General features: G+C 70.4%; 23 protein-coding genes. 12 read left to right on the forward strand and 11 right to left on the reverse strand.

The window, feature by feature from the left end; all coding sequences use genetic code 11:
* The first annotated feature begins 18 nt into the window (after positions 1-18).
* The 7 genes from ABLE43_RS04595 to ABLE43_RS04625 all read left to right on the forward strand — a co-directional run bounded on the left by ABLE43_RS04595 (position 19) and on the right by ABLE43_RS04625 (position 8,092).
* Positions 19-1,566: a hypothetical protein gene (locus ABLE43_RS04595; protein WP_348977301.1), complete on the forward strand. Its 1,548-nt coding sequence runs from the start codon at positions 19-21 to the stop codon at positions 1,564-1,566.
* A 13-nt stretch (positions 1,567-1,579) separates the two neighbouring features.
* Positions 1,580-2,407, forward strand: coding sequence for a 4-(cytidine 5'-diphospho)-2-C-methyl-D-erythritol kinase (locus ABLE43_RS04600; protein WP_348977302.1), 828 nt, complete (start codon positions 1,580-1,582; stop codon positions 2,405-2,407).
* A 148-nt stretch (positions 2,408-2,555) separates the two neighbouring features.
* Positions 2,556-3,281, forward strand: a complete 726-nt coding sequence (locus tag ABLE43_RS04605; protein WP_348977303.1) for an N-formylglutamate amidohydrolase — start codon at positions 2,556-2,558, stop codon at positions 3,279-3,281.
* A gap of 9 nt (positions 3,282-3,290) precedes the next feature.
* Positions 3,291-5,012 carry a dihydroxy-acid dehydratase gene (gene ilvD / locus ABLE43_RS04610; protein WP_348977304.1) on the forward strand — a complete coding sequence of 574 codons (1,722 nt, stop codon included), beginning with the start codon at positions 3,291-3,293 and terminating at the stop codon, positions 5,010-5,012.
* Positions 5,013-5,169: 157 nt separating this feature from the next.
* Entirely contained in the window at positions 5,170-5,514 is a 345-nt protein-coding gene (locus tag ABLE43_RS04615; RefSeq protein WP_348977305.1) for a hypothetical protein, read from the forward strand.
* Complete coding sequence (locus tag ABLE43_RS04620; protein ID WP_348977306.1) at positions 5,511-6,899, forward strand: NAD(P)H-hydrate dehydratase; 1,389 nt, start codon at positions 5,511-5,513, stop codon at positions 6,897-6,899. Before ABLE43_RS04615 ends, ABLE43_RS04620 begins: the two co-directional genes overlap by 4 nt.
* Entirely contained in the window at positions 6,890-8,092 is a 1,203-nt protein-coding gene (locus ABLE43_RS04625; protein ID WP_348977307.1) for a class I SAM-dependent RNA methyltransferase, read from the forward strand. The genes ABLE43_RS04620 and ABLE43_RS04625 overlap by 10 nt, the downstream gene beginning before the upstream one ends.
* Here the strand turns inward: ABLE43_RS04625 and truA are convergent.
* Positions 8,086-8,823, reverse strand: coding sequence for a tRNA pseudouridine(38-40) synthase TruA (truA, locus tag ABLE43_RS04630; protein WP_348977308.1), 738 nt, complete (start codon positions 8,821-8,823; stop codon positions 8,086-8,088). The two genes, ABLE43_RS04625 and truA, sit on opposite strands and share 7 nt — an antisense overlap.
* On the reverse strand, positions 8,820-9,731 hold the full coding sequence (gene fmt, locus ABLE43_RS04635) for a methionyl-tRNA formyltransferase (protein WP_348977309.1): 912 nt from the start codon (positions 9,729-9,731) through the stop codon (positions 8,820-8,822). The genes truA and fmt overlap by 4 nt, the downstream gene beginning before the upstream one ends.
* Before the next feature lie 54 nt (positions 9,732-9,785).
* Here fmt and recR point away from each other — a divergent pair, with 54 nt between their 5' ends.
* The 3 genes from recR to ABLE43_RS04650 all read left to right on the forward strand — a co-directional run bounded on the left by recR (position 9,786) and on the right by ABLE43_RS04650 (position 12,539).
* Positions 9,786-10,382: a recombination mediator RecR gene (gene recR, locus ABLE43_RS04640; protein WP_348977310.1), complete on the forward strand. Its 597-nt coding sequence runs from the start codon at positions 9,786-9,788 to the stop codon at positions 10,380-10,382.
* 31 nt (positions 10,383-10,413) lie between these two features.
* On the forward strand, positions 10,414-10,938 hold the full coding sequence (gene def / locus ABLE43_RS04645) for a peptide deformylase (RefSeq protein WP_348977311.1): 525 nt from the start codon (positions 10,414-10,416) through the stop codon (positions 10,936-10,938).
* 206 nt (positions 10,939-11,144) lie between these two features.
* On the forward strand, positions 11,145-12,539 hold the full coding sequence (locus ABLE43_RS04650) for a DNA recombination protein RmuC (RefSeq protein WP_348977312.1): 1,395 nt from the start codon (positions 11,145-11,147) through the stop codon (positions 12,537-12,539).
* Between the two features lie 282 nt (positions 12,540-12,821).
* Here the strand turns inward: ABLE43_RS04650 and ABLE43_RS04655 are convergent, their stop codons facing one another.
* From ABLE43_RS04655 to ABLE43_RS04695, 9 genes are all read right to left on the reverse strand, one after another.
* The gene (locus ABLE43_RS04655; RefSeq protein ID WP_348977313.1) at positions 12,822-13,745 is read right to left on the reverse strand and encodes an arginase family protein; all 924 of its coding nucleotides are present in this window, start codon (positions 13,743-13,745) and stop codon (positions 12,822-12,824) included.
* Positions 13,746-13,776: 31 nt separating this feature from the next.
* Positions 13,777-14,577: a TrmH family RNA methyltransferase gene (locus ABLE43_RS04660; protein WP_348977314.1), complete on the reverse strand. Its 801-nt coding sequence runs from the start codon at positions 14,575-14,577 to the stop codon at positions 13,777-13,779.
* 9 nt (positions 14,578-14,586) lie between these two features.
* Entirely contained in the window at positions 14,587-14,808 is a 222-nt protein-coding gene (locus ABLE43_RS04665) for a hypothetical protein (RefSeq protein WP_348977315.1), read from the reverse strand.
* A 66-nt stretch (positions 14,809-14,874) separates the two neighbouring features.
* The gene (locus ABLE43_RS04670) at positions 14,875-16,131 is read right to left on the reverse strand and encodes an N-succinylarginine dihydrolase (protein ID WP_348977316.1); all 1,257 of its coding nucleotides are present in this window, start codon (positions 16,129-16,131) and stop codon (positions 14,875-14,877) included.
* A gap of 1 nt (position 16,132) precedes the next feature.
* Positions 16,133-17,143, reverse strand: a complete 1,011-nt coding sequence (locus tag ABLE43_RS04675; protein ID WP_348977317.1) for an arginine N-succinyltransferase — start codon at positions 17,141-17,143, stop codon at positions 16,133-16,135.
* Positions 17,140-18,348, reverse strand: coding sequence for a hydrolase (locus ABLE43_RS04680; RefSeq protein WP_348977318.1), 1,209 nt, complete (start codon positions 18,346-18,348; stop codon positions 17,140-17,142). Before ABLE43_RS04680 ends, ABLE43_RS04675 begins: the two co-directional genes overlap by 4 nt.
* A 17-nt stretch (positions 18,349-18,365) precedes the next feature.
* Positions 18,366-19,262, reverse strand: a complete 897-nt coding sequence (locus ABLE43_RS04685; protein ID WP_348977319.1) for a DUF481 domain-containing protein — start codon at positions 19,260-19,262, stop codon at positions 18,366-18,368.
* Between the two features lie 64 nt (positions 19,263-19,326).
* Positions 19,327-19,806 carry an RNA pyrophosphohydrolase gene (locus ABLE43_RS04690; RefSeq protein ID WP_348977320.1) on the reverse strand — a complete coding sequence of 160 codons (480 nt, stop codon included), beginning with the start codon at positions 19,804-19,806 and terminating at the stop codon, positions 19,327-19,329.
* A 10-nt stretch (positions 19,807-19,816) separates the two neighbouring features.
* Entirely contained in the window at positions 19,817-20,818 is a 1,002-nt protein-coding gene (locus ABLE43_RS04695; protein ID WP_348977321.1) for an alpha/beta hydrolase, read from the reverse strand.
* Between the two features lie 57 nt (positions 20,819-20,875).
* On the opposite strand from ABLE43_RS04695, the gene ABLE43_RS04700 reads away from it, so the two are divergent.
* Together ABLE43_RS04700 and ABLE43_RS04705 are read left to right on the forward strand one after the other, a co-directional pair.
* Positions 20,876-21,784, forward strand: a complete 909-nt coding sequence (locus ABLE43_RS04700; protein WP_348977322.1) for a histone deacetylase family protein — start codon at positions 20,876-20,878, stop codon at positions 21,782-21,784.
* Between the two features lie 9 nt (positions 21,785-21,793).
* Positions 21,794-23,164: a cryptochrome/photolyase family protein gene (locus ABLE43_RS04705; protein ID WP_348977323.1), complete on the forward strand. Its 1,371-nt coding sequence runs from the start codon at positions 21,794-21,796 to the stop codon at positions 23,162-23,164.
* The last annotated feature ends 60 nt before the right edge of the window (positions 23,165-23,224 follow it).

Consider the following 23,224-nt stretch of genomic DNA (forward strand, 5'->3'; position numbering starts at 1 on the left):
GGCGCGCTGCTGGCGGCGATGCTGGCGACGCCCGCGTTCGCGGATACGCCGCGGACCCCGGTCGATCCGTTGCGTGCCTATGTCCGCGCCCGCGCCGCCGATGCCGAAGGGCAGGTGACGCAGGCCGCGGCGGAATATGGCGCGGCGCTGGCCGCCCGTCCGGACGATCCGGTGATCGCGGTGCGCGCGCTGCGCGAGGGGCTGGCGAGCGGCGACATGGCGCTGGTCCGCCGTGCGGGCGCGGTGCTGCGCGCCGCCGATGTCGCACCTGCCGATGTCGAGTTGCTGGCCTTTGCCGATGCGGTGGTCGCGCGCGATGCCGCCGGACAGCGCACCGCGCTCGCCCGGTTGCAGGGCACGCCGATCGCCTTCCTCGCGCCGATGCTGGCCGAATGGACCGGCGCGCCGCCCGCTGCCGCCGAAGCGGCGGGCGGCGCGGTCGGGCGGCGCTATGCCGCCGAGAACCGCGCCCTGCGCCTCCTGTCCGACCGTTCGACCCAGGCGGAGGGGCTGGTCGCGCTGCGCACGCTGCTCGGTACGCAGGGCGGCGACCTCGACCTGCGGCTCAACGCCGCGCAGTTGCTGGCGCGCGGCGGCGACCGGGCGGCGGCGCAGGCGCTGCTGGCCGGGAGCGATCCGGTGCTGACGCGCACGGCGGCGACGCTGGGGCGGGGCATGAAGGGCGACGCCCGCTTCGGCATCTCGCGGCTCTATGCCCGGATGGCGGGCGACCTGTCGGCGGAAGGCACCGAACCGCTCGCGATCATGCTGACCCGCGCCGCGCTGGTGCTCGATCCCCGATACAGCCGGGCGCGGCTCGCGCTGGCCGATGCGCTGGGGCGCAGCGGCGCGGACGATGCGGCACAGGCGGCGCTGGCGGCGATCCCCGCCGACGATCCGTTCGCGCCGAGTGCGGCGGCGCTGCGGATCAACATCCTCGCGCGCGGCGGCGACATCGATGCCGCGCTCGGACTGGCGGCGGCGCACGCGGCGACCGACGTCACGGCGCAGCGCCGCTATGCCGACCTGCTGCTGGAGGAAGGCATGGCGCGTCAGGCCGCCGATGCCTATGCCGATGCGGTCAGGCGGCTGGGGACGCAGGCCGACTGGACGCTGCTGCTGCAATATGGCGCCGCGCTCGATCAGGCCGGGCAATGGGCTGCCGCGCTGCCGGTGTTGCAGGCGGCGCTGGTGCTGGCGCCGCAGGAACCGAGCGTGCTCAACTATCTCGGCTATGCGATGATCGAGCATGGCGGCGATATGGCGAAGGCCACCGTGCTGCTCGAACAGGCGCATCGCCTTGCTCCCAAAGATGCGGCGATCACCGATTCGCTCGGCTGGGCGCGGTTCCGCCGGGGCGATGTCGCCGCCGCGCTGCCGCTGATCGAGGAGGCCGCCCGCGCCGCGCCCGACGATCTCGAGATCAACGAGCATCTCGGCGACGTGTACTGGGCATCGGGTCGCCGGATCGAGGCGCGCTATGCATGGACCGCCGCCGCGACCTTTGCGGACGGGGCGGACAAGGCGCGCCTCACCGCCAAGCTTGCGAACGGCCCGGCTTCGTAGCAAGCGGCGGACGATGATCGTCGAGAACGCCCCCGCCAAGCTCAACCTCGCGCTCCATGTCCGGGGGCGGCGCGCGGACGGCTATCACGAACTCGAGACGCTGTTCGCGTTCGTGCGCGACGGCGACCGGGTGACGATCGCCCCGGCGGCGGCGGATTCCTTCGCGATCACCGGCCCGTTCGCGGCCACGCTGTCGGGCGAGGGCGACAATCTGGTGACGCGCGCGCGCGATGCGTTCCGTGCCGCCTTCGGCCCCGGCAGGCCGCTCGCCATCACGCTGGACAAGCATCTGCCGGTCGCATCGGGGATCGGCGGCGGGTCGGCCGATGCCGCCGCGACGCTGCGCGCCATGGCGCGGCAGGCGGGCGTGACGAGCGATGCGCCGCAACTGGTCGCCATCGCCGTGGCGCTGGGATCGGACGTTCCCGCCTGCCTTGCCGGGCGGACGATGATCGGGCGCGGGCGGGGCGAACGGCTCGAACCGCTCGACGCGCCGCAATTGCCCGCGCTGCTGGTGAACCCCGACGTCGGCGTGTCGACGGCGGCGGTGTTCCGCGCATGGGACGGGACGGACCGCGGACCGTTGCCGGACGGCGACGCGCTGGCGATCGCGCTGGCGGGGCGCAACGACCTCGAACCGCCCGCGCGCGCGCTGGCCCCGGCGATCGACGACGTGCTGGCGATGCTCGGCGAACAGCCCGGCGTGCGGCTGGCACGCATGTCGGGATCGGGAGCCACCTGCTTCGCGCTGTTCGACGATGCGGCGGACTGCACCGCCGCCGCCCGCACCATCGCCGCCGCCCGGCCGGGCTGGTGGTGTCTCGATACGGTACTGGCATGACAGGCCGTCGTGCCATCATGGTACGCCTTACTACGGTTGCCGGAGGGGCGGTCGCTTGGCCTGATCCTTGCTGTGTGGGAAGCGCGGATCAGACGCCGGGAGCGGGACGTCCGTGGACGGCCTCGCCAGACGCCGTCCGCCTGGTCGCATGATCGCCGCCGAGCACCTCCCCGGCGGCGATCATCGCACGCTGCTGCTGTGCGACCATGCTTCCGCCGCCGTGCCGGACGATGTGGCGATCCCGCCCGAACTGCTGGCGTTGCATGTCGGCGTCGATCTGGGCGCGGACCCGCTGACCCGTGCGCTTGCCCGGGCGATCGATGCGCCCGCGATCCTCGGCACCGTCTCGCGCCTCGTCATAGACCTGCACCGCGAGAGCGATCACCCCGCGCTGATCCCGGCGGTGTCCGACGGCCACGCCATCCCCGGCAACCGCACCGCCGACCGCGCGGATCGCATCGCCCGGTTCCACGCGCCCTACCACGCCGCGATCCGCGCGCAGGTGCGCCGCGACCGCCCGTCGCTGATCGTCGCGATCCACAGCTTCACGCCGCGGCTGGCGACGGTCGGCATCGACCGGCCATGGCATGCGGGCATCCTCTATGGCCGCGACGATCGCGCCGCCCGGATCGCGATCGATCGGTTGCGCGGGCAGGGGATCGAAACCGGCGACAACGAACCCTATTCCGGACGGCTGCTCAACGCGACGCTCAACCGCCATGCGCTGGCGCAGGGGATCGCGTCCCTCTCGGTCGAGGTCCGCAACGACCTGATCGCCGACCCGGCAGGCGTGACGCGCTGGACGGGCATCCTCGCCGATATGATCGCGGCGGTGCGCAATGGTCTTGCGTTGAAGGGGTCTGCGGCGCAATAGGCTGTCGCCATGACCCAGACCTTCGACAAGTCGCGGCTGCCCAGCCGCCATGTTTCCGTCGGCCCCGAACGCGCGCCGCACCGCTCCTATTATTACGCGATGGGTATCGCCGAGGAGGATATCGCCAAGCCGTTCGTGGCGCTGGCATCGGCGGGCAACGACAGCGCGCCGTGCAACACTACGCTCGATTTCCAGGCGGATGCCGCGCGTGGCGGCGTGGTGGCGGGCGGCGGCATGCCGCGCCGGTTCAACACCATCACCGTGACCGACGGCATCGCCATGGGGCATCAGGGGATGAAATCCTCGCTGGTCAGCCGCGAGGTCATCGCCGATTCGGTCGAGCTGTCGGTGCGCGGCCATTGCTATGATGCGCTGGTCGGCTTCGCGGGATGCGACAAGTCGCTGCCCGGCATGATGATGGCGATGCTGCGGCTGAACGTCCCGTCGATCTTCGTCTATGGCGGGTCGATCCTGCCGGGCCGGTTCGAGGATCGCGACGTGACCGTCGTCGACGTGTTCGAGGCGGTCGGCCGCTATGCGGCGGGCACCTGTCCGGTCCATGAGCTGACCGCGCTCGAAAAGGTCGCCTGCCCCGGCCATGGTGCCTGCGGCGGACAGTTTACCGCCAACACCATGGCCTGCGTCGGCGAGGCGATCGGCCTGTCGCTACCCAATTCCAACATGGTGCCCGCCCCCTATCGCAGCCGCGAGGAGATCGCGGTCGCCGCCGGACGGCAGGTGATGGAGCTGGTCCGGCTGAACCTGCGCCCGCGCGACATTGCGACGCGCGCCGCCTTCATCAACGCCGCGCGCGTCGTGGCGGCGACCGGCGGATCGACCAACGCCGCGCTGCACCTGCCCGCGATGGCGAGCGAGGCGGGGATCGATTTCGATCTGTTCGACGTGGCGGAGGCTTTCAAATCAACGCCCTACATCGCCGACCTCAAGCCCGGCGGCAGGTATGTCGCCAAGGACATGCACGAGGCGGGCGGCGTCTACATGCTGATGAAGACGATGCTGGCGAACGGCCTGCTCGACGGCGACTGCATGACCGTGACGGGGAAGACGCTGGGCGAGAACATCGCCGAGGTGACGTGGAACCCCGACCAGAAGGTCATCTACGACGTCGCCACCCCGCTGTCGCCGACCGGCGGCGTGGTGGGCCTCAAGGGCACGCTCGCCCCCGAAGGCGCGATCGTGAAGGTCGCGGGCATGAAGCGGCTGCAATTCACCGGCACCGCGCGCGTGTTCGATTGCGAGGAGGACGCCTTCGCCGCGGTCGAGGCGCGCGACATCCGCGAGGGCACCGTCGTCGTCATCCGCTATGAGGGGCCGAAGGGCGGTCCGGGCATGCGCGAGATGCTGTCCACCACCGCCGCGCTCTATGGCCTCGGCATGGGCGAGAGCGTGGCGCTCATCACCGACGGGCGTTTCTCCGGCGCGACCCGCGGCTTCTGCATCGGCCATGTCGGGCCGGAAGCGGCCGAGGGCGGCCCGATCGCGCTGGTCGAGGATGGCGATATCATCACCATCGATGCGGAAGCGGGGAACATCGACCTCGACGTTCCCGCCGACGTGCTGGCCGAACGCCGTGCACGGTGGCAGCCGCGCACGAACGACTATCAATCGGGGGCGCTGTGGCGCTATTCGACGACGGTCGGCCCCGCCTACCAGGGGGCGGTGACGCACCCCGGGGCGAAGGCCGAACGTCATGTCTATGCGGATATCTAGCGCATCTTCCGACCGATCCCTGCCACCCGTTCCCGTTCGTCCCGAGCATAGTCGAGGGACGTGCCGCGAGCGCAGCCTGTGGTGTCTCGACTGCGCTCGACACGAACGGTCGGCAGGGTGGCGCAAGCGGGTCGGACAATGCTCCGGCGCGCTGCTGTTGCCACTGGCGCTGGCAGCGTGCGGCGGGGACGATGCGGTTCCCGCCAATCCGGCGACCGATGCTGGCGAACTGGTCGAGTGCGCCGCCACTCCTGACGCGGCACTGGCGCGGACCTGTAGCGTCGAACAGACCCTTTCCGCCGACGGCACGATCCTCACGGTGCGACAGGCGGACGGCGGGTTCCGTCGCCTGCGCATCACGCGGGACGGGCAGGGCGTCGTCGCGGCGGACGGTGCCGAACCCGCGCGGGTGACGATCGTGGGCAGCGACGCGATCGAGGTCGCAATCGGCGGCGCGCGCTATCGCCTTCCCGCCACGATCGGCCCGGTCGCGAAGCGATGATCGGCCTGCCGCCTGCCGCGCCGATCCTGTCCGCCGCCGCTATGCGCGCGGCGGAGGCAGCCGCCTTCGCCGCCGGGGTCGATCAGGATGCGCTGATGGAGCGCGCCGGGCTGGCCGTCGCCCGCGAGGTACTGCGTGTGGCGCTGGGGCGGGCGGTGCTGATCCTCGCAGGGCCGGGTAACAACGGCGGTGATGGCTTTGTCATCGCACGGTTTTTGCGAGAATGGGGGTTGGCGGTCACCGTCGCCGCCCTGCCGACTCGCGCCGACGGCAGCGCCGCCCGGATGCGTGCGCGCTGGAACGGGCCGACCATCGCGCTCGCCGATGCCGAACCGTGCCCCGTGCTGGTGGACGGCCTGTTCGGCATCGGCCTCACCCGCCCGCTCGCGCCCGACGTGGCGGCGCCGCTCGCCCGGCTCTGCGCGGCGGCGGACTATGTGGTGGCGATCGATGTGCCGAGTGGCTGTGATGCCGATGCGGTCCACAACTTCGCCGGGTCGGTCCGCCCGGACCTGACCGTCGCACTGGGCGCGCTGAAACCCGTGCACACGACGGGGCGCTGCGGCATCGTCCGGCTTGCCGATCTCGGCATCGCGTTGCCGATCCGCATGCGGACGATCGCCCGCCCGATGATCGCGCCGCCCGCACGCGACGCGCATAAATATACGCGCGGACTGGTCGTGGTGCTCGGCGGGGCGATGCCCGGTGCGGCCCGGCTGGCGGCGCGGGCGGCGCTGTCGGCGGGGGCGGGTTATGTGATGCTCACCGGCGACGACGGTGCCGGGCCCGACGCGCTCGTCCACCGCGACGTTGCGGACGACGGCGCATTGCAGGCATTGCTCGGCGACGAACGCCTGTCCGCCGTGCTGGTCGGGCCGGGGTTGGGGCGCGATGACGACGCGCACCGGCTGGTCGATGCCGCGCTCGCCTGCGCCGCGCCGCTGGTGGTCGACGGCGACGCGCTGTCGCTGCTCGGCGCGGAAGGTGTCGCACGGATCGCCGGACGTACCGCGCCGACGTGGCTCACCCCGCATGGCGGCGAGTTTTCGCGGATGTTTCCCGATGCGTCCGGCAACAAGCTCGACCGCACCATTGCCGCCGCGCGGCAGGCGCGCGCGACGATCGTCCACAAGGGACCGGATACCGTGATCGCCGCCCCGGACGGCACGGTCGTCGTCGCCGCCGACGCGCCCAGTTGGCTGTCCACCGCCGGGACGGGCGACGTGCTGGCCGGTATCCTCGCCGCGCGGCTGAAACCCGATGGGGCACGGGCGGCGGCGACCGCCGTCTGGCTGCACGGGCGTGCGGCAGGGCTTGCCGGACCGGCGTTCATCGCCGATGCGCTGGTCGACCATTTGGGACGGGCGATCGCGGAATGTCGGTAGAGGCGGATATCATCACGCGCGTGGCGGCGCGCGGCGACGGGGTGACGGGCGACGGACGCCATGCCGCGCTGGCCGCGCCCGGCGACCGACTGCTCGCCGACGGCACGCTCGTCCCCGGACCGCACCGCCAGGTGCCGCCCTGCCGCCATTTCCCGAGCTGCGGCGGGTGCCAGCTCCAGCATCTCGACGAAGCGAGCGAGGCCGCCTTCGTCGCCGATCGCGTGGCAGGCGCGCTGGCCGGACAGGGGCTGGCGGCGACCGTCCGCCCGGCGGTCCTGTCCGCCCCGCGCACCCGCCGCCGCGCAACGCTCCATGCCGAGCGGCGAGGCAAGGCGGTCACGCTCGGCTTTACCGAGGGGGCGAGCCACCGGATCGTCGACCTGCACGAATGCCATGTGCTGCTTCCCGAACTGTTCGCGCTCGTCGCGCCGCTGCGGGCGCTGCTGGCGCGGGCGTTGAAGGATCGCGCACGCGCCGACGTCCATCTGGCGCGGGTGGATCAGGGGGCGGACGTGCTGATCGCCGGGCCGATCGCCGAAGGGCTGGCGGCGGCGGAGGGGCTGACCGGCTTCGCGCAGGCGCATGGGCTCGCCCGGCTGTCGATCGACGACGGCTATGGCGCGGAGGCACGCTGGGAGCCGCAGCCGGTGACGTTCACGCTGGGCGGCGTGCCGGTGCCGTTCCCGGCGGGCAGCTTCCTCCAGGCGACCGACGACGGCGAGGCGGCGTTGGTCGCGGCGGTGGACGCGGCGATCGGCGAGGCGGGGATCGTCGCCGATCTGTTCGCCGGGCTGGGCACCTTCACCCTGACCCGCGCCCCCAGCGCAAGGGTCTATGCCGGGGAGGCGGGGCGCGAGGCGATCATGGCGCTGAAACTGGCGGCGGCGCGTGCGGGCCGCGCGGTCGCGGCGGACCACCGCGACCTGTTCCGCCGTCCGCTGACCCCCGCCGAGCTCGATCGGTTCGATGCGGTGATTCTCGATCCGCCGCGCGCGGGTGCGCGGGAACAGGCCGCGACGCTGGCGCAGGCGAAGGTGCCGGTGATCGCCTATGTTTCGTGCAATCCCAGCAGCTTCGCGCGCGATGCGAAGATGTTGTGCGAACAGGGATATCGCATCGACTGGGTGCAGCCGGTCGGCCAGTTCCGCTGGTCGACCCATGTCGAACTAGTCGCCCGCCTCTCGCGTCAGTAGTCCGCGCCGACGAAGAACAGCCCGTCGGGCGGTGCGTTCAGCCACAGCATCGATCGATCGCGCGCGGCGAGGATCGCCGCCATGTCGTCGGGTGTGCGCCTGCCGCGCCCGACCATCGCGAGGCAGCCGACCATCGAGCGGACCTGATGGTGCAGGAACGAGCGCGCGGCGGCGTGGATGACGATGCGGTCGCCGTCCTGTACCACCTCCAGCCGGTCGAGCGTGCGCAGCGGGCTGTCCGCCTGGCAATGCGCCGAGCGGAAGGTCGTGAAATCATGCCGCCCGACCAGCCGTGCCGCCGCCGCCGCCATCGCGCCCGCATCGAGCGGCTGCGGCACCCGCCACGCCAGCCCCCGGTCGTGCGTCAGCGGCGCACGGCGATTGACGATCTGATATTCGTACGACCGCCGGATGCAGGAGAACCGCGCATGCCAGTCTTCGGCAACCGCGACGCAATCGAGGATCGCCACCGGATCGGGCGGCAGCCGGGCGTTCAGCGCCTCGCGCAGCCGGAAGGGATCGATCGCTTTCGCGACATCGACGTGCGCGCGCATCGCGGTAGCATGAACCCCGGCGTCGGTGCGCCCGGCGGCATGGACGGTGGCGTCCTCCTGCGTCACCTCACGCAGCGCCCGTTCGATCGCACCTTGCACGCTCGCGCCCTCCGCCTGCCGCTGCCAGCCGACGAACGGGCGGCCGTCATATTCGACCACCAGCGCGAAGCGGGTCATGCGATGCGCGTTCCCGCGGGGATCGGAAAGCCGCGCAGCAGTTCCCCGGCAGAGGTCGCGCTGCGCCCCGCGCGCTGGACCGCGGTGGGGATCAACACGCCCTCGGCACAGGCGATCTCCAGCGCGCCGCCGACGACGGTGCCCGGTTCCCCGCCCGTCGCGTCCGGATCGACATGGGCGGCCAGCACCTTGATCCGCTCGCCCTGCACTTCGAGAAAGGCACCGGGGGCGGGGTTGAAGGCACGCACCTGCCGCTCGGCCTGTACCGCGCTGCCGTCGAAGCGCAGCCGCGCCTCCGCCTTGTCGATCTTCGCGGCGTGCGTCACGCCTTCTGCCGCCTGCGGGACCGGGGGATGACGATCGGGATCGACCAGCACTTCCAGCATCAGCCGTGCGCCCATCGCGCTCAGTTCCTCGGCCAGTTCCCCGGCGGTCTTGTCGCCGATCGGGGTCCGCTCCTCCAGCCGCACCGGCCCGGTATCCATCCCCGCCGCCATCTGCATGATGCCGACCCCGGTTTCGGCGTCCCCGGCAAGGATCGCGCGCTGGATCGGCGCGGCCCCGCGCCAGCGCGGCAGCAGCGAGCCGTGGACGTTCAGGCACCCCAGCCGCGGCGCATCCAGCACCGCGCGCGGCAGCAACAGGCCATAGGCGGCGACGACCGCGACATCGGCATCGAGCGCCGCGAACGCCGCCTGTTCCTCCGCCGGTTTCAGGCTGACCGGCGTGCGCACCGCGATCCCCAGCGTCCCGGCCAGTTGCTGCACCGGCGAGGGGGTCAGCGCCTTGCCCCGCCCCGCGCGGCGCGGCGGCTGGCTGTACGCCGCGACGACATCGTGCCCGCCATCGACCAAAGCCTGCAAGACCGGCACCGCAAAGGCCGGGGTTCCCATGAAGATGATCCGCATCGGGCCTCTCGACACCGTGGCGCTTAGGGTTGCAACCCCCTATCTTGGGGCACGATGGCTTCTCCCGAAATCGACGCGCTGACACAGGCGCTCTCCCGCCTTCCCGGCCTCGGCCCCCGTTCCGCCAGGCGCGCGGTGTTGCATCTGGTCAAGAAGCGGGAGACGGCGCTCGATCCGCTGCTCGTGGCGCTCGACCGGGTGGCGCGTACCCTCGCTACCTGTTCGACCTGCGGCAATGTCGACACCACCGATCCGTGCGCGATCTGCACCGATCCGCGCCGCGACGACCGTTCGCTGTGCGTGGTGGAGGAGGTGGCCGACCTGTGGGCGCTCGATCGCTCGCGGCTGTTTCCGGGGCGCTTCCATGTGCTGGGCGGTCGGCTGTCGGCGCTGGAGGGGGTGCGGCCCGACGACCTGTCGATCGACGCGCTGGTCGCCCGCGTCGCAGGCGGCGGCATCGACGAGGTCGTGCTGGCGATGAACGCCACGCTGGAGGGGCAGACCACCGCCCATTACATCGCGGAGCGGATCGAGAAATATCCGGTGCGCCTGACGCAGCTGGCGCACGGCCTGCCGGTCGGCGGCGAGCTCGACTATCTCGACGAGGGGACGCTGGCGCAGGCGCTGCGCGCGCGTCGCCCGGTCGCTTGACGCGGCAAACTGTGCTATTAGCTAGGGCGTCATGGCCATTCTTCCGATCATCGAGATTCCCGATCCCCGCCTCCGCCTCGTCTCCGAACCCGTCGAGGGCGTGACCGACGAGGTAAGGACGCTTATCGCCGACATGTTCGAGACGATGTACGACGCCCCCGGCATCGGCCTCGCCGCCATCCAGGTCGCGGTGCCCAGGCGGGTGCTGGTCATCGACCTCCAGGACGAACAGGACGAGGAGGGCAAGCCGGTCAAGGCGCCCCATGCGTTCGTCAACCCGGAGATCGTCGAGACGTCCGACGAACAGTCGGTCTATCAGGAAGGCTGCCTGTCGATCCCCGAACAGTTCGCCGATGTCGTCCGCCCCGCGCGCTGCCGGGTCAAGTGGCTCGATGAGAAGGGCGACGCCCATGACGAATGGCTCGAAGGGCTGATGGCGACCTGCCTCCAGCACGAGATGGATCATCTGAACGGCGTGCTGTTCATCGACCATCTGTCCCGCCTGAAGCGCGACATGGTCATCAAGAAGCTGAACAAGGCACGCAAGGCGGCGTAAGCGGGCTTCGATACCGCCGTACCCCGGGGAAGGCCGGGGTACAGTTCGGAACGGACAGCAGCCTGTACGCAGGCCTCGCCACTGGAGCCCGGCCTTCGCCGCGGTACGCATGTGATGCGCAAGGGCTGCGACGAACCGCGTCCGCCATCGCTTGATGCCACGGCGCGCGACGGGTAGGTTCCTACTCCGTTCCCCCGGAGTATCGCATGGATCCCGTTCTTCTGCTCGTCGTCATCGCCGTACTGCTGGCCGGACTCGTCATCGGCTGGCTGGCGGGCAGTCGCCAGGTGCAGTTGCTGCGCGACGAACGCGACCGGCGCGAGAACGACTTCAAGCAGGCGATCGCCGACCTTGCGCTGGCCAGCGAGCGCGCGCGCGAGGTGCCGTCGCTGCGCGTCGAGCTGGCCGAGGTGCGGGCCGATCGCGATGCGATCCTGCTGGAACATGCCGCGCTCAAGGCCAATGCCGCCGCGTTCGAGGAGCGGCTGGCCGAGTTCAAGGACGCGCGCGAGGCGATGGCGGCGCAGTTCCGCGAAACCGCGCAGGTGATGCTCGACGGGGCGCAGCGCGCGTTCCTCACCCGCGCCAACGAACGTTTCGCGCAGGCGGGCGACACCAACGAGATGAAGCTCAAGGCGCTGCTCGCCCCGGTGGAGGCGACGCTCCGGCGCTACGAGGCCAGCATCAGCAAGGTCGAGGGCGAGCGGCAGGAGGCGTATGGTACGCTGAAGGGCCTGATGGACGCGATGCGCATCGGGCAGGAATCGGTCAAGAGCGAGGCGGCCAAGCTCGTCAACGCGCTGCGCTCCGCCCCCAAGGCGCGGGGGCGCTGGGGCGAACAGCAGCTGCGCAACGTGCTGGAAACCTGCGGGCTGGCCGAACATACCGATTTCCGGATGGAGGTATCGGTCGATCATGGGGAGGGGCGGCTGCGCCCCGACGCGATCGTCAAGGTGCCCGGCGGCAAAAGCCTCATCATCGATGCCAAGGTGTCGCTCAACGCCTATCAGGACGCGCACGGCGCGGTGGACGAGGGCGAGCGGTCGGCGTTCATGGCGGCGCACGTCGCCTCGATGAAGAACCACGTCAATCAACTGGGGGCCAAGAGCTATCAGGCGCAGTTCGAGGATACGCCCGATTACGTCGTGATGTTCGTGCCGGGCGAGCATTTCCTCGCCGCGGCATTGGAACATGCGCCGGACCTGTGGGACTATGCGTTCGACCGGCGGGTGCTGATCGCCACCCCGACCAACCTGATCGCCATCGCCCGCACCGTCGCGGCGGTATGGCGGCAGGAGAAGATGGCGGGCGAGGCGAGGGCGATCGGGCTGCTCGGCCGCGAACTCCACGCGCGCCTCGCCAAGATGGGCGAGCATGTCGCGCGTCTCGGCAAGAATCTGGAGGGCGCGAACACCGCCTACAACGCCTTCGTCGGCAGCCTCGAATCGCAGGTGATGACCTCGGCCAAGCGGTTCGAGGCGCTGAACATCGATACCGGCGGCAAGTCGATCGACCCGCTGCCGATCGTCGAACAGTCGCCGCGCCCGCTGACGAAGCTGACGGTGGCCATTGCCGAGGCGGAGGATGCGGCGGCGGGGTAGGCCGGTGCCCGCGGTCATTCCGGCGCAGGGCACAATAACGCGACTACACCCGTCATTCCGGCGAAAGCCGCAATCCAGGGACGCGGCCACGTTGCCCTTCTTGCCGAGACGTCACCCAATCCATTGATTCCGGCCTTCGCCGGAATGACGGCTTCGGCTGCCGCCGGAAACCCGCCGCCATTCCCGCGCAGGCGGGAATCCATATACGCTACCCTCCCGGCAGGAAGCGCGACCGCTACGACTATGGCCTCCCGCCTTCGCGGGAGTGACGAAACAGGGCGATCAGTCCACCGCCCCCAGCACCAGCCCCATCGCCACCGCGACGATCCGCGCCGCCATCAGCGCGCACAGCCGCTGCGGATCGTCGCGGCTCGGCACATATTCGGCCAGCACCAGCCCGGCGATCGTGCCCTTCTCCGCCAGCCCCCGCAGCAGCAGCACGACCTCTTCGTAGCGCAGACCGCCCGGCGTCGGCATCGCCACCGCCGGGAACGCCGCCGGGTCGATCCCGTCGCAGTCGATCGACACGAGATAGCGCCCGCCTGCGGGCACCTGCGCGATCGCGGCGTCGATGCCGTGGCGGATCAGGTCATACGCGGTGACGATCCGGCTGCCCCAGTTCCGCGCATCGTCGATCTGCCACGCGCCACCGCTGCCCAGGCCCCGTACCCCGATCTGGATCATGTGTTCGACATGGTCCATCTCCGCCAGCCGCCGCATCGGCGAGCCATAGCCGAGCGGTTCGCCGAGGATCACGTCGCCCCAATCGGCATGTGCGTCGACCTGCACGACGGTCAGCGGCCCCGCCTCGGCAAAACCCGCCGCGAACGGGATCGGCACCGAATCGTCGCCGCCCAGCAGGAACGGCACCGCACCCGCCACCAGCACCGCGCGCGTCGCCGCCTCGATCCGTTCGCGATTGCCCGCCGCGTCCTCAGGGCTGGTTTCGATATCGCCCGCGTCGCTGACGCCACGCGCATCCTTCGAATCGGGGAAGGGGGTGAAGCCCAAGTCGAAATCGATCTGCGACAATTGCCGCGCAAAGCCGATCGACGCGCTGCGGATCGCTGCGGGAGCATCCGCCGAATGGCTCGGCTCGGCGCTGTTGTACGGCGTCGCCTCGCTCGCGCCGAACAGCACGATCGTCGGCGATCTCAGCGCATCGAGTTCAACGGCGGGCAGGGCGGCGAAGGTCGGACGGGTCATGGCCGCCTCAATGCGCCGTGCCCGCAAAGGTTCAGGCCGGGCGATGCTGGCCCAGTACGGTGTACGCCATCACCGCCGTCGCCACCGCTGCGTTCAGGCTGTCGGCGCGCCCCAGCATCGGAATCTTGACCAACAGGTCGCAGGCATCGGCCATGTGCTGCGGCATCCCCTGCGCCTCGTTCCCGGTCAGCAGGAAGGTCGGATCGGGATAGGTCGCCGCGCGATAGTCGTGCGTGGTGTCGAGGCTCAACCCCACCAGCGTTCCCGGTCCGCTGCGCAGCCATGCGTGGAAGGACGCCCAGTCGGTTCGTGCCACGCTGACCGTGAAGATCGCGCCCATGCTGGCGCGCACCGCCTCGACCGAAAACGGATCGACGCAATCGTCGACGAGGATCAGCCCGCCCGCACCCGTCGCATCCGCCGTGCGCAGGATCGTCCCGAGGTTGCCCGGATCGCGCAGCCGTTCGGCCACCAGCCACAGCGATGCGTTGCGCCGGTCGATCGCGGCAAGATCGGTCGGAAACTCGTCATAGACGCCGACGACCGCGCCGGGATTGTCCTTGCCCGACAGCTTGGAAAGAATGTCGGGGGTGGTCGCGATCGCCATGCCGCCCGACGCCTCGGTCTCGGCGATCAGCGTATCGAGCAGCGGGTGGCGCTCGTCGCTGGCGAAGAACAGTTCGGCGGGCAGCCACCCGCTCTCGCGCGCCTCGGTCAGGATGCGCAGCCCTTCGGCAAGGAAGCGGCGCTGTTCGCGGCGATGGCGCTTTTCGCGCAAGCTGCGCGCGGCCTTCACCTGCGGGTTGGAATAGGCGGTAATCTCACGAGGCATGGCGACCGGTTAGCGCAACGCCCGCTCCGCGTCGATCGAATCGAGGATGCGCGCGCCCGCCATGAACACCGCGATCGGGCACAGCGCGAACAGGAACCAGCCGATGACGCCGGGATATTGCTCGACATAGCCCACGCCGCGCTCGGTCGCGCCGACGGCAAGGCCGTAGATGACGAGGAACGCCTCGAACTTGGACTTGATGGTGAAGAGGTTCTTGAGGCGGGTCAGCATGGCAAGGTACCTCGCAAGCACTATGCCACCAACGGATATCCGCGGTTCTGGACTCCGGCAATATGGTTAAATGTCAATTAACCCGACAAGGTCGAGCGTTTCGAGCAGCTTCGCGCGAGCGGCCTCGATCTGCGCGATCAATGCCGGATCGCCGATATCGTCGGGTGTGATCGCCTCAGGCCAATGCGCCTCGATCAGCGCGGCGATCCGGTCGAGCCGGGCGTCGTCGACGAGGAAGCGCGGGTCGATCGTCGCCGGATCGGCCACGACCCGCAGCCGCAGACAGGCCGGGCCGCCGCCGTTCGCCATCGATTCGCGGACGTTGACGACCTCCAGCCGCCGGATCGGCCCGTTGCCCGCGACCAGTTCCTGCAACCACGCCCAGACGGCGGGCGTCGCCTGCGCCTCGGCAGGCAGGATCAGCGCCATGCCGCCGCCCTCAGGCAACGTCACCAGCTGCGCGTTGAACAGATAGGAGGCGATGGCGTCCGACAGGCTGACCCGGTCGGCGGGTACCTCGACGATCTCGACCGAGGGCATCGCCGCGCGCAGGTCGGCGTGGAATTGCAGGCGATCCTCGAACGCCTGTTCGTGCGCGAACAGCACCCGTTCGTTGGCGACCGCCACCACGTCGTTGTGAAATGCCCCCGCCGCGATCGCCATGTCGGACTGGCGCACGAACAGGGTATGCGCGGGCGACAGGCCGTGCGCGCGCGCGATCGCCGCGCCCGCCTCGCGATGCTGACGCGCGGGGAAGGGGCCGCCGCCGACGCCATAGACGAAGACCTCCAAGCCGGGCGCGCCGTGTTGCTCGCACAGCCGCATATGGTTCGCCGCGCCCTCGTCGCCGAACGGGGCGGGGACGGGGCCGTGCACCACAAATGCCGGATCGGCGAAGGCGGTGCGCAACTGTGCCAGCGTCTGCGGCCATTCGTGGCTGCGATGCGGCATCGTCACCAGATTGGCGACCGAGAGGTGGCAGCGCCCGTCCGCCGTATCCGGCGCGGGCGAGACGGTGGCGGCATTGGCCGCCCACATCGCCGAAGCGGACAGCGCCTGCGCCTTCAGATGCGGCGCGGCGGACGCATAGTCGGTCGCCAGCGCCGCCAGCCACCGCCGGTCGGGCCGGGCATGGGGCAGCAATATGCCCTGGGTCAGCCCCAATGCGAGGTTCGCCCGCATCTTCGCCACGCCCTGCAACGCCGCCGCGCGCGGGCGCGACACCGCGCCCGCATTGCGCGTCGCGGCGAGGTTGCCGTGGCTCAGCCCGGCATAATTGTGGCTGGGGCCGATGATCCCGTCGAAGTTGATCTCGGTGAGCATGTCAGCGCGCCACATGGCACAGCGTCGCGCCCACCTCGACGCCCAGCGCCCGCGCGGCGCCTGCGTCGATCGCGATGCCGTCGTCCCGCACCGTCACGTCGCCCAGCGCCGCGCGGAAATCGGCCAGCCGCCCGCATGACAGGATCGACGGCGTGCCCCCCTCGGCGATCGCCACCACCTTCGCCTCGCGCCGTCCGCGGATCGTCGCGATCTGGTCGGTCCGCGCGGTCATCGTCGGGCCGCCGTCGAAGATGTCGACGTAGTTCTCATACGCAAAGCCCTCGTTCTCCAGCATCCGCATCGCCGCGCGCCCCGTGGGGTGCGGCAGGCCGATGACCGCGCGCGCCGCATCGGGCAGCATCGCGATATAGACCGGATGGCGCGGCATCAGGTCGGCGATGAACTGGTTGCCGTGGATCGCATTGAACTGGTCGGCATCCTGGAACGTCATGCCGAAGAACCGCCCGGCGACCCCGTCCCAGAAGGGCGAACCGCCCGCCTCGTCGATGATCCCGCGCAACTCGGCCAGTACCCGGTCGGCGAAGCGCCCCCGGTGCCGCGCGATGAACAGGTAGCGCGAGCGGGCGAGCAGCAGCCCCAGCCCGCCGGCCCGCTCGCCGGGATGGAGGAACAGCCCGCCGACCTCGCTCGATCCTTCCAGGTCGTTGACGAGGTTCAGGATTTCGGCGCGGAACGTCCGCCCCAGCGCCTCGCTGTGCTTGGTCAGCGTCGCGACGCGATAGGAATAGAAGGGCCAGCGCTGCCCGACCTTGGTAAAGATCTGCGACGTGCCGCGCACCTCGCCGGTGTCGATATTCTCCAGCACCAGCACGAACGCCTCGTCGCGCGGCGCATCCTCCTCGTGGCTGAAGGCGACGGCGCTGCGTTCCAGCTTGGTCGTCAGCGCGTTGCGATCGGGCGGCAGGTTGGTGAAGCCGCCGCCGGTCAGCTTGGCCATTTCATACAGATATTTCAGATCGTCTTCGCGCGCGGCACGGATGCGGAACGTCACAATCCCCCCTTTCGCGCGATGCGCGCGATCGCGACCGCCGACAGCGCAGCGCGTTCGGCCAGGCTGTCGACGATCATATATTCCTCCGCCGAATGGATCGCGCCCCCGCGCACGCCCATCGTGTCGATCACCGCCACGCCCTGTGCGGCGATGTTGTTGCCGTCGCACACCCCGCCGGTGTCGCGCCAGCCGATCGGCACGCCCATGTCGGCCCCGGCTGCCTGCACCAGCGCGAACAGCCGCGCGGCCTGCGCGTCGATCGGTTTCGGCGGGCGGTTGAAGCTGCCGTGCGTATGGACCGAGACGTCGTGCGCCGCGGCCACCGCCGCCACCGCGCCGTCGATCGCCGCCTGTGCCCGCGCAATGTCGTCCGCGCCCCTCGGCCGGAAGTTGACCCGCAGCACCGCATGGTCGGGCACGACGTTGTTCGGCCCGCCGCCGTCGATCCGCGCCGGGTTCACCGCAAGGCCCGGACGACGCTCCCCGGCCAGCCGCAGCGCGAGATCGGCGGCGGCGACGATGGCATTGCGCCCTTCCTCCGGGTTGCGCCCGGCATGCGCGCTGCGCCCGGCGACGGTCAGCGAGAAATTGCCGGTGCCGCCGCGTGCGCCCGCGAGCGTCCCGTCGGGCAGCGCGGGCTCATAGGTGAAGGCGGCGACCTTGCCCGCGGCCTGCGCCTCGATCAGCGCGGCGGAGGCGAAGGAGCCGGTCTCCTCGTCGGCGTTCAGCACCACGTCATAGCCGAAGTCCGACGCGATCCCGCTCGCCTCGACCGCCGCCAGCGCGGCCAGCATCACCGCGATCCCGCCCTTCATGTCGGCGGCACCGGGGCCGTTGAGGACACCCGGTTCGCTGAAGCGCGCGGTCTGGAACGGATGGTCGGCCCCGTACACCGTGTCCATATGCCCGGTGAACAGCATCCGGCAGCGCGCTTGCCGACGCACGCGCAGCAGCAGGTGGCGGCCATGGTCGATCGCGCGGATGCGCCCGTCCGGCTCGACCGCCTCCACCGGCGCAGGCTCGACCAGTTCGATATCGCCCGGCAGCACCGCGAACGCATCCGCCAGGAGCCCGGCCATCGTCGCCAGCCCGGCAAGGTTGCGCGTGCCGCTGTTGACCGCGACCCAGCGTTCCACTTGGGCAAGCATCGCCGCGCCGTCGATGTGCTCGATCAGCCGCCGTTCGTCCGGGGACAGTCTCTCCATGCCCCGCTCTAGCGCGCTCAGAAGGCGTAGACCAGCGACGCACGCCCGGTGGTGTCGGTATTGACCCGGCCCGCGGGCGGCAGGCTTTCATACTGGATGTTGTAGGAGAAACGCGCCGACAGCGGCCCCAGCAGCTTGGCGTCGATCGCGGTCAGGCTGGTGACGGTGCTGTTCGCCGCCTGGAGATAGGCGGAGGTATCCTGACGGAAGGTCAGCGCCGGGGTCAGCTTCCAGTCGAGGTCGAACGATCCGCGCCCGGCCAGATTGCGCTCGACATTGCCGTCGGTGAAGCTGGTGTAGCGGAACGCCGGGCCGAGTTCGAGGTCGAGCGTCACCGGCCCGCGCGCCAGCACCGTGTACCCTGCGCCGCCCGACGCCGAATAGCGATCGAAATAGCCCAGGAACTGGTCCGATTCATACTGCGCCGCGCCATAGACATAGAGCCGGTCGTCGACCTTGTAGTTCGGCTCGAACGCCGCGAGATAATGTTCGCGGCTGGTGACGTTGTTGTTCTCCTGATAATCCGCCTGCAACTTCAGCTTGTGCCGCCAGCGATAGCCCTCGCGCGACAGGTCGAGCACGGCGGTGACGCCCAGCGTGTTGGAATTGCCGCCGTTGATCCAGCCGCCGATCTCGGCCCGCCCCTTGATGAGGGCACCGAACGATGCGGTCCGCAGCATCTTCACGTTCTTCTCGGTCCGCTCGAAAGTATAGTGCGACGCCAGTTCGGCGATCTTCTGCGCATGTTTCGGCGCGGCCTTGCGGGCGTATTTCACGATGGTCGCGACGTCGCCGTCGTTGCCCGACGCCATTGCCTCCTCCAGCATCGTCCGAAGCTCGATCGGCATGTCCGGCTCGGGCGGCAGTTCCGCATAATAGGCGCCGAGCGGCAGGAGGAGCGCGGGGTTCAGCATGCGCGGCGACTATAGCCGATCCGCTTGCGCCAGCGTGAACGGCCCGTCGCAACGACGGGGCGGTTCATCGGTGCAGGTGCGGGGAAAATGCCGCCAGTACCGCTTCGTACAGCGTCTTCTTGAACGGCACGATCATGCCCGGCAGGTCTTGCGGATCGGCCCAGCGCCACGCGCGGAACTCCGGCTCGGGGGTCGCGATGTCGATATCGCTGTCCTCGCCGTCGAAGGCGAACAGGAACCAGCGCTGCCGCTGCCCGCGCCATTTGCCCTGCCAGATCCGGCCGACCATGTCGTCGGGCAGGTCGTAGAACAGTTCCTCCGGCGCCTCCGCGATCAGGCGGACCTTGTCGGCCTGCACGCCGGTTTCCTCGCGCAGTTCGCGGACGGCGGCGGCGATCGCATCCTCGCCGGGATCGATCCCGCCCTGCGGCATCTGCCACGCCTCCAGCGTCGAATCGAGCCGCTGGCCGACGAACACCTGTCCCGCGCGGTTCATCAGCATGACGCCCGCGCAGGGGCGATAGGGAAGGGCGGTCTTGTCCATCGGCGGGTTCCTAGACGGTCGGGGCGGGGGAGGGAAGCGTGCCCGCCGCCTGCGCCATCACCCGGTCCGCCTCCGCCTCCGCCACGATCGCCTTCAGCACCTTGAGCGCACCCGCCACGTCGCCGACGCTGGACGGGATCGCGCGGCGCAGCGTCACGAAGCCGTGGATCATGCCGCGCGCCTCGCGGAACGTCACCGCCACGCCCGCTTCGGCCAGCTTCGCGGCATAGGCGCGCCCCTGATCGCGGATCGGGTCGAGGCCGGCGGTCAGGACGAGCGCGGGCGGCAGGCCGTGGCAGTCGCCCAGCAGCGGCGACGCGCGGACATGGGCCGGGTCCGATCGATAGGCATCGGCGAAATACTGCAACCCCTCGCGCGTCAGCAGATAGCCCGAGCAGAATTGCTCGAACGACGGATAGGGCCGCGAGAAATCCGCCGCCGGATAGATCGGGAACTGCGCGATCGCCGGCACCGCCGCCGCGGCATCGCGCAGCGCCATGGCGGTGGTGATCGTCAGCTTGCCCCCCGCGCTGTCGCCCGCCAGCACCAGCGACGCGACCTTCAGGCCGAGCGCTTCGGGTGCCGTCGCGATCCACCGCGCCGCCGCTTCCGCATCGTCGGGTGCGGTCGGCCATGGATGTTCGGGGGCGAGGCGATAGGCGACCGACACGACCGGCAGGTCGAGCGTCCGTGCCATCTCCGCGCAGAAAGCCGCATGGGTAGCGATGTCGCCGATCACGAAGCCGCCGCCGTGATAGAAGACCACCACCGGCCCGGCCACGCGATCGTCGCGTGCGTCGAACAGCCGCGCCGGGATGCTGCCGCCCGCGACGGGAATGTCCATGTCGCGGATCACCGCCAGGTCGCCGACCGGCAGATCGGCGACGTCCTTCATCGCCACGAATTGCGCGCGGGCGGCGGGGGCGTCCAGCTCGTGCATCTTCGGCCCCGGCATGCGCGTCAGATAGTCGAGGAACACCGCCACATCGGGGCGGACATAGGGGTCGGGCAAGCGGCGTCTCCATACGGGCCGCTTTCGCGGCGGGGGTCGAACGCCTAGCTATGCGGCATGATCCATGTCGTCCATCATCCCGATTACGTCGCCGAGGCGCCGCCGGGGAGCCGCTATCGCTGGGGCAAGAACGGGCTGGTCCGCGACTTGCTGATCGAGCGCGGCGATGATGTGCGCTGGCACGGCGGCATGCACATGCCCCGCGCGTGGATCGAGGCGGTGCACGACGACGCCTATGTCGCCGAGGTGATCGCGGCGCGGGTACCCCCGGCCAAGGAACGCCGCATCGGCTTCGCCGTCACCCCGCCGATGGCGCTGAGGGCACAGGCGGTGCCCGGCGGCACCTATGCCGCCGCGCTGGTCGCCCTCGACCATGGCTATGCCGCCAATACCGCCGGGGGCAGCCACCATGCGCTGGCCGATACCGGCGCGGGCTATTGCGTGTTCAACGACCTCGCCATCGCCGCCAACCGGCTGGTCGAGGAGGGGACGTGCGCGCGGGTGCTGGTGGTCGATGTCGATGTGCATCAGGGCGACGGCACCGCATCGCTGCTCGCCGGGCGGCACGGGCTTGCGACCTATTCGATCCATGCCGAGAAGAATTTCCCGGCGAGGAAGGCCCGCTCGACGCTCGACGTGGGGCTGGCGGACGGGGTGGGCGACGACGAATATCTCGCCACGCTGGCCGCGACGCTGGTGCCGCTGATCGACCGCTTCGCACCGTCGCTGATCCTGTACCAGGCCGGGGTCGATCCGTTCGCGGGCGACCGGCTGGGGCGGCTGGCGCTGACGCAGGCCGGGCTCGACGCGCGCGACCGCTGGATGGGCGCGCTGGCAAGGGCGCGGGGGCTGCCGATCGCCAGCGCGCTGGGCGGCGGCTACGGCGATCTGCTCGAGGTGGCGCACCGCCATGTCGCGTCGATCTTCGCCGTCGCGGAGGGAACCGGGGTCGTCGCGCGGGCGTAACGTCCCCGCATGACCGAACCCGTCCTCCTCTGGCTGCGCCAGGACCTTCGCCTGTCGGATCAACCCGCGCTGGTCGCAGCGGCAGCGGCAGCGGCCGGGCCGGTGATCCCGGTCTATATCCTCGACGACACGGCACCGGGCGACTGGGCGATCGGCGGGGCGCAGCGCTGGTGGCTGCACCACAGCCTCGCCGCGCTGGACGAAGCGCTGAGAGCCAGGGGCAGCCGCCTGATCCTGCGCCGCGGCGATGCGGTCAAGGAACTGCACGCGCTGATCAAGGAAACCGGCGCGGGCGGCATCCACGCCATGCGCCACTACGAACCCTGGTGGGTGAAGGCGCAGGACGCGCTCGACGACCGGCTGACGCTCCACGACGGCAACCACCTGCGTCCGCCCGAACAGGTCACGACCGGATCGGGCGGCATGTTCAAAATCTATTCCTCCTTCTGGAAGGCGCTGGTCCAGCAGCTTCCGCCCGAAGAACCCGTCACCGCCCCGCGCCGGATCGATGCGCCCGCCGGATGGCCTAGGTCGGACACGCTTGCCGACTGGAAGTTGCTGCCGACCCGGCCCGACTGGTCCATCGCCTTCGGCAAGGCATGGACCCCCGGCGAGGAAGGCGCGAAGCAGGCGCTCAAATCCTTCGCATCCCGCATCGACGCATACGGCGAGGCCCGCAACCTGCCCTCGATCGACGGCAGTTCCAACCTGTCGCCGCACCTGCACCACGGCGAGATCACCCCGCGCCAGATCTGGCACGCGCTGCCCGGATCGGGCGACAGCCTGACCACCTTCCGCAAGGAACTGGCGTGGCGCGACTTCACCAGCGGCGTGATCCTGTCGATGCCCGACTACGCCGACGCGAACGGCCGCCCCCGCTACGACAGGCTGAAATGGCGCACCGGCGCCGAGGCGAAGCGCGACCTTCGGGCATGGCAGCAGGGGCGCACCGGCTATCCGGTCGTCGATGCGGGCATGCGCCAGCTGTGGCAGATCGGCTGGATGCACAACCGCGTCCGCATGATCGCCGCGTCGTTCCTCATCAAGCACCTGCTGATCGACTGGCGTGAGGGCGAGCGGTGGTACTGGGACTGCCTCGTCGATGCCGACTACGGCAACAATGCGGTCAACTGGCAATGGGTCGCGGGCACCGGCGTCGATTCCAACATGTTCGGGCGGATCATGGCCCCGCTCACCCAGTCGGAGAAGTTCGACGCCGCCGACTATATCCGCCGCTGGGTGCCCGAACTGGCGCATCTGTCCGACGCGGCGATCCATGACCCGGAGGCGGCGGGGTGCTGCCCGGAGGAATATCCCCGGAAATTGATCGGCCACCGCGAGGCGCGCGAACGGGCGCTGGCGGCGGCGAAGGGGATCTGACTGCTCCCCTCCCTGTCAGGGAGGGGCTGAGGGTGGGTTGGTGTGAGGCAAGCGTACCGC

Source organism: Sphingomonas silueang (assembly GCF_040049155.1).
In the GTDB taxonomy this organism is placed as follows: Bacteria; Pseudomonadota; Alphaproteobacteria; order Sphingomonadales; family Sphingomonadaceae; genus Sphingomonas; species Sphingomonas silueang.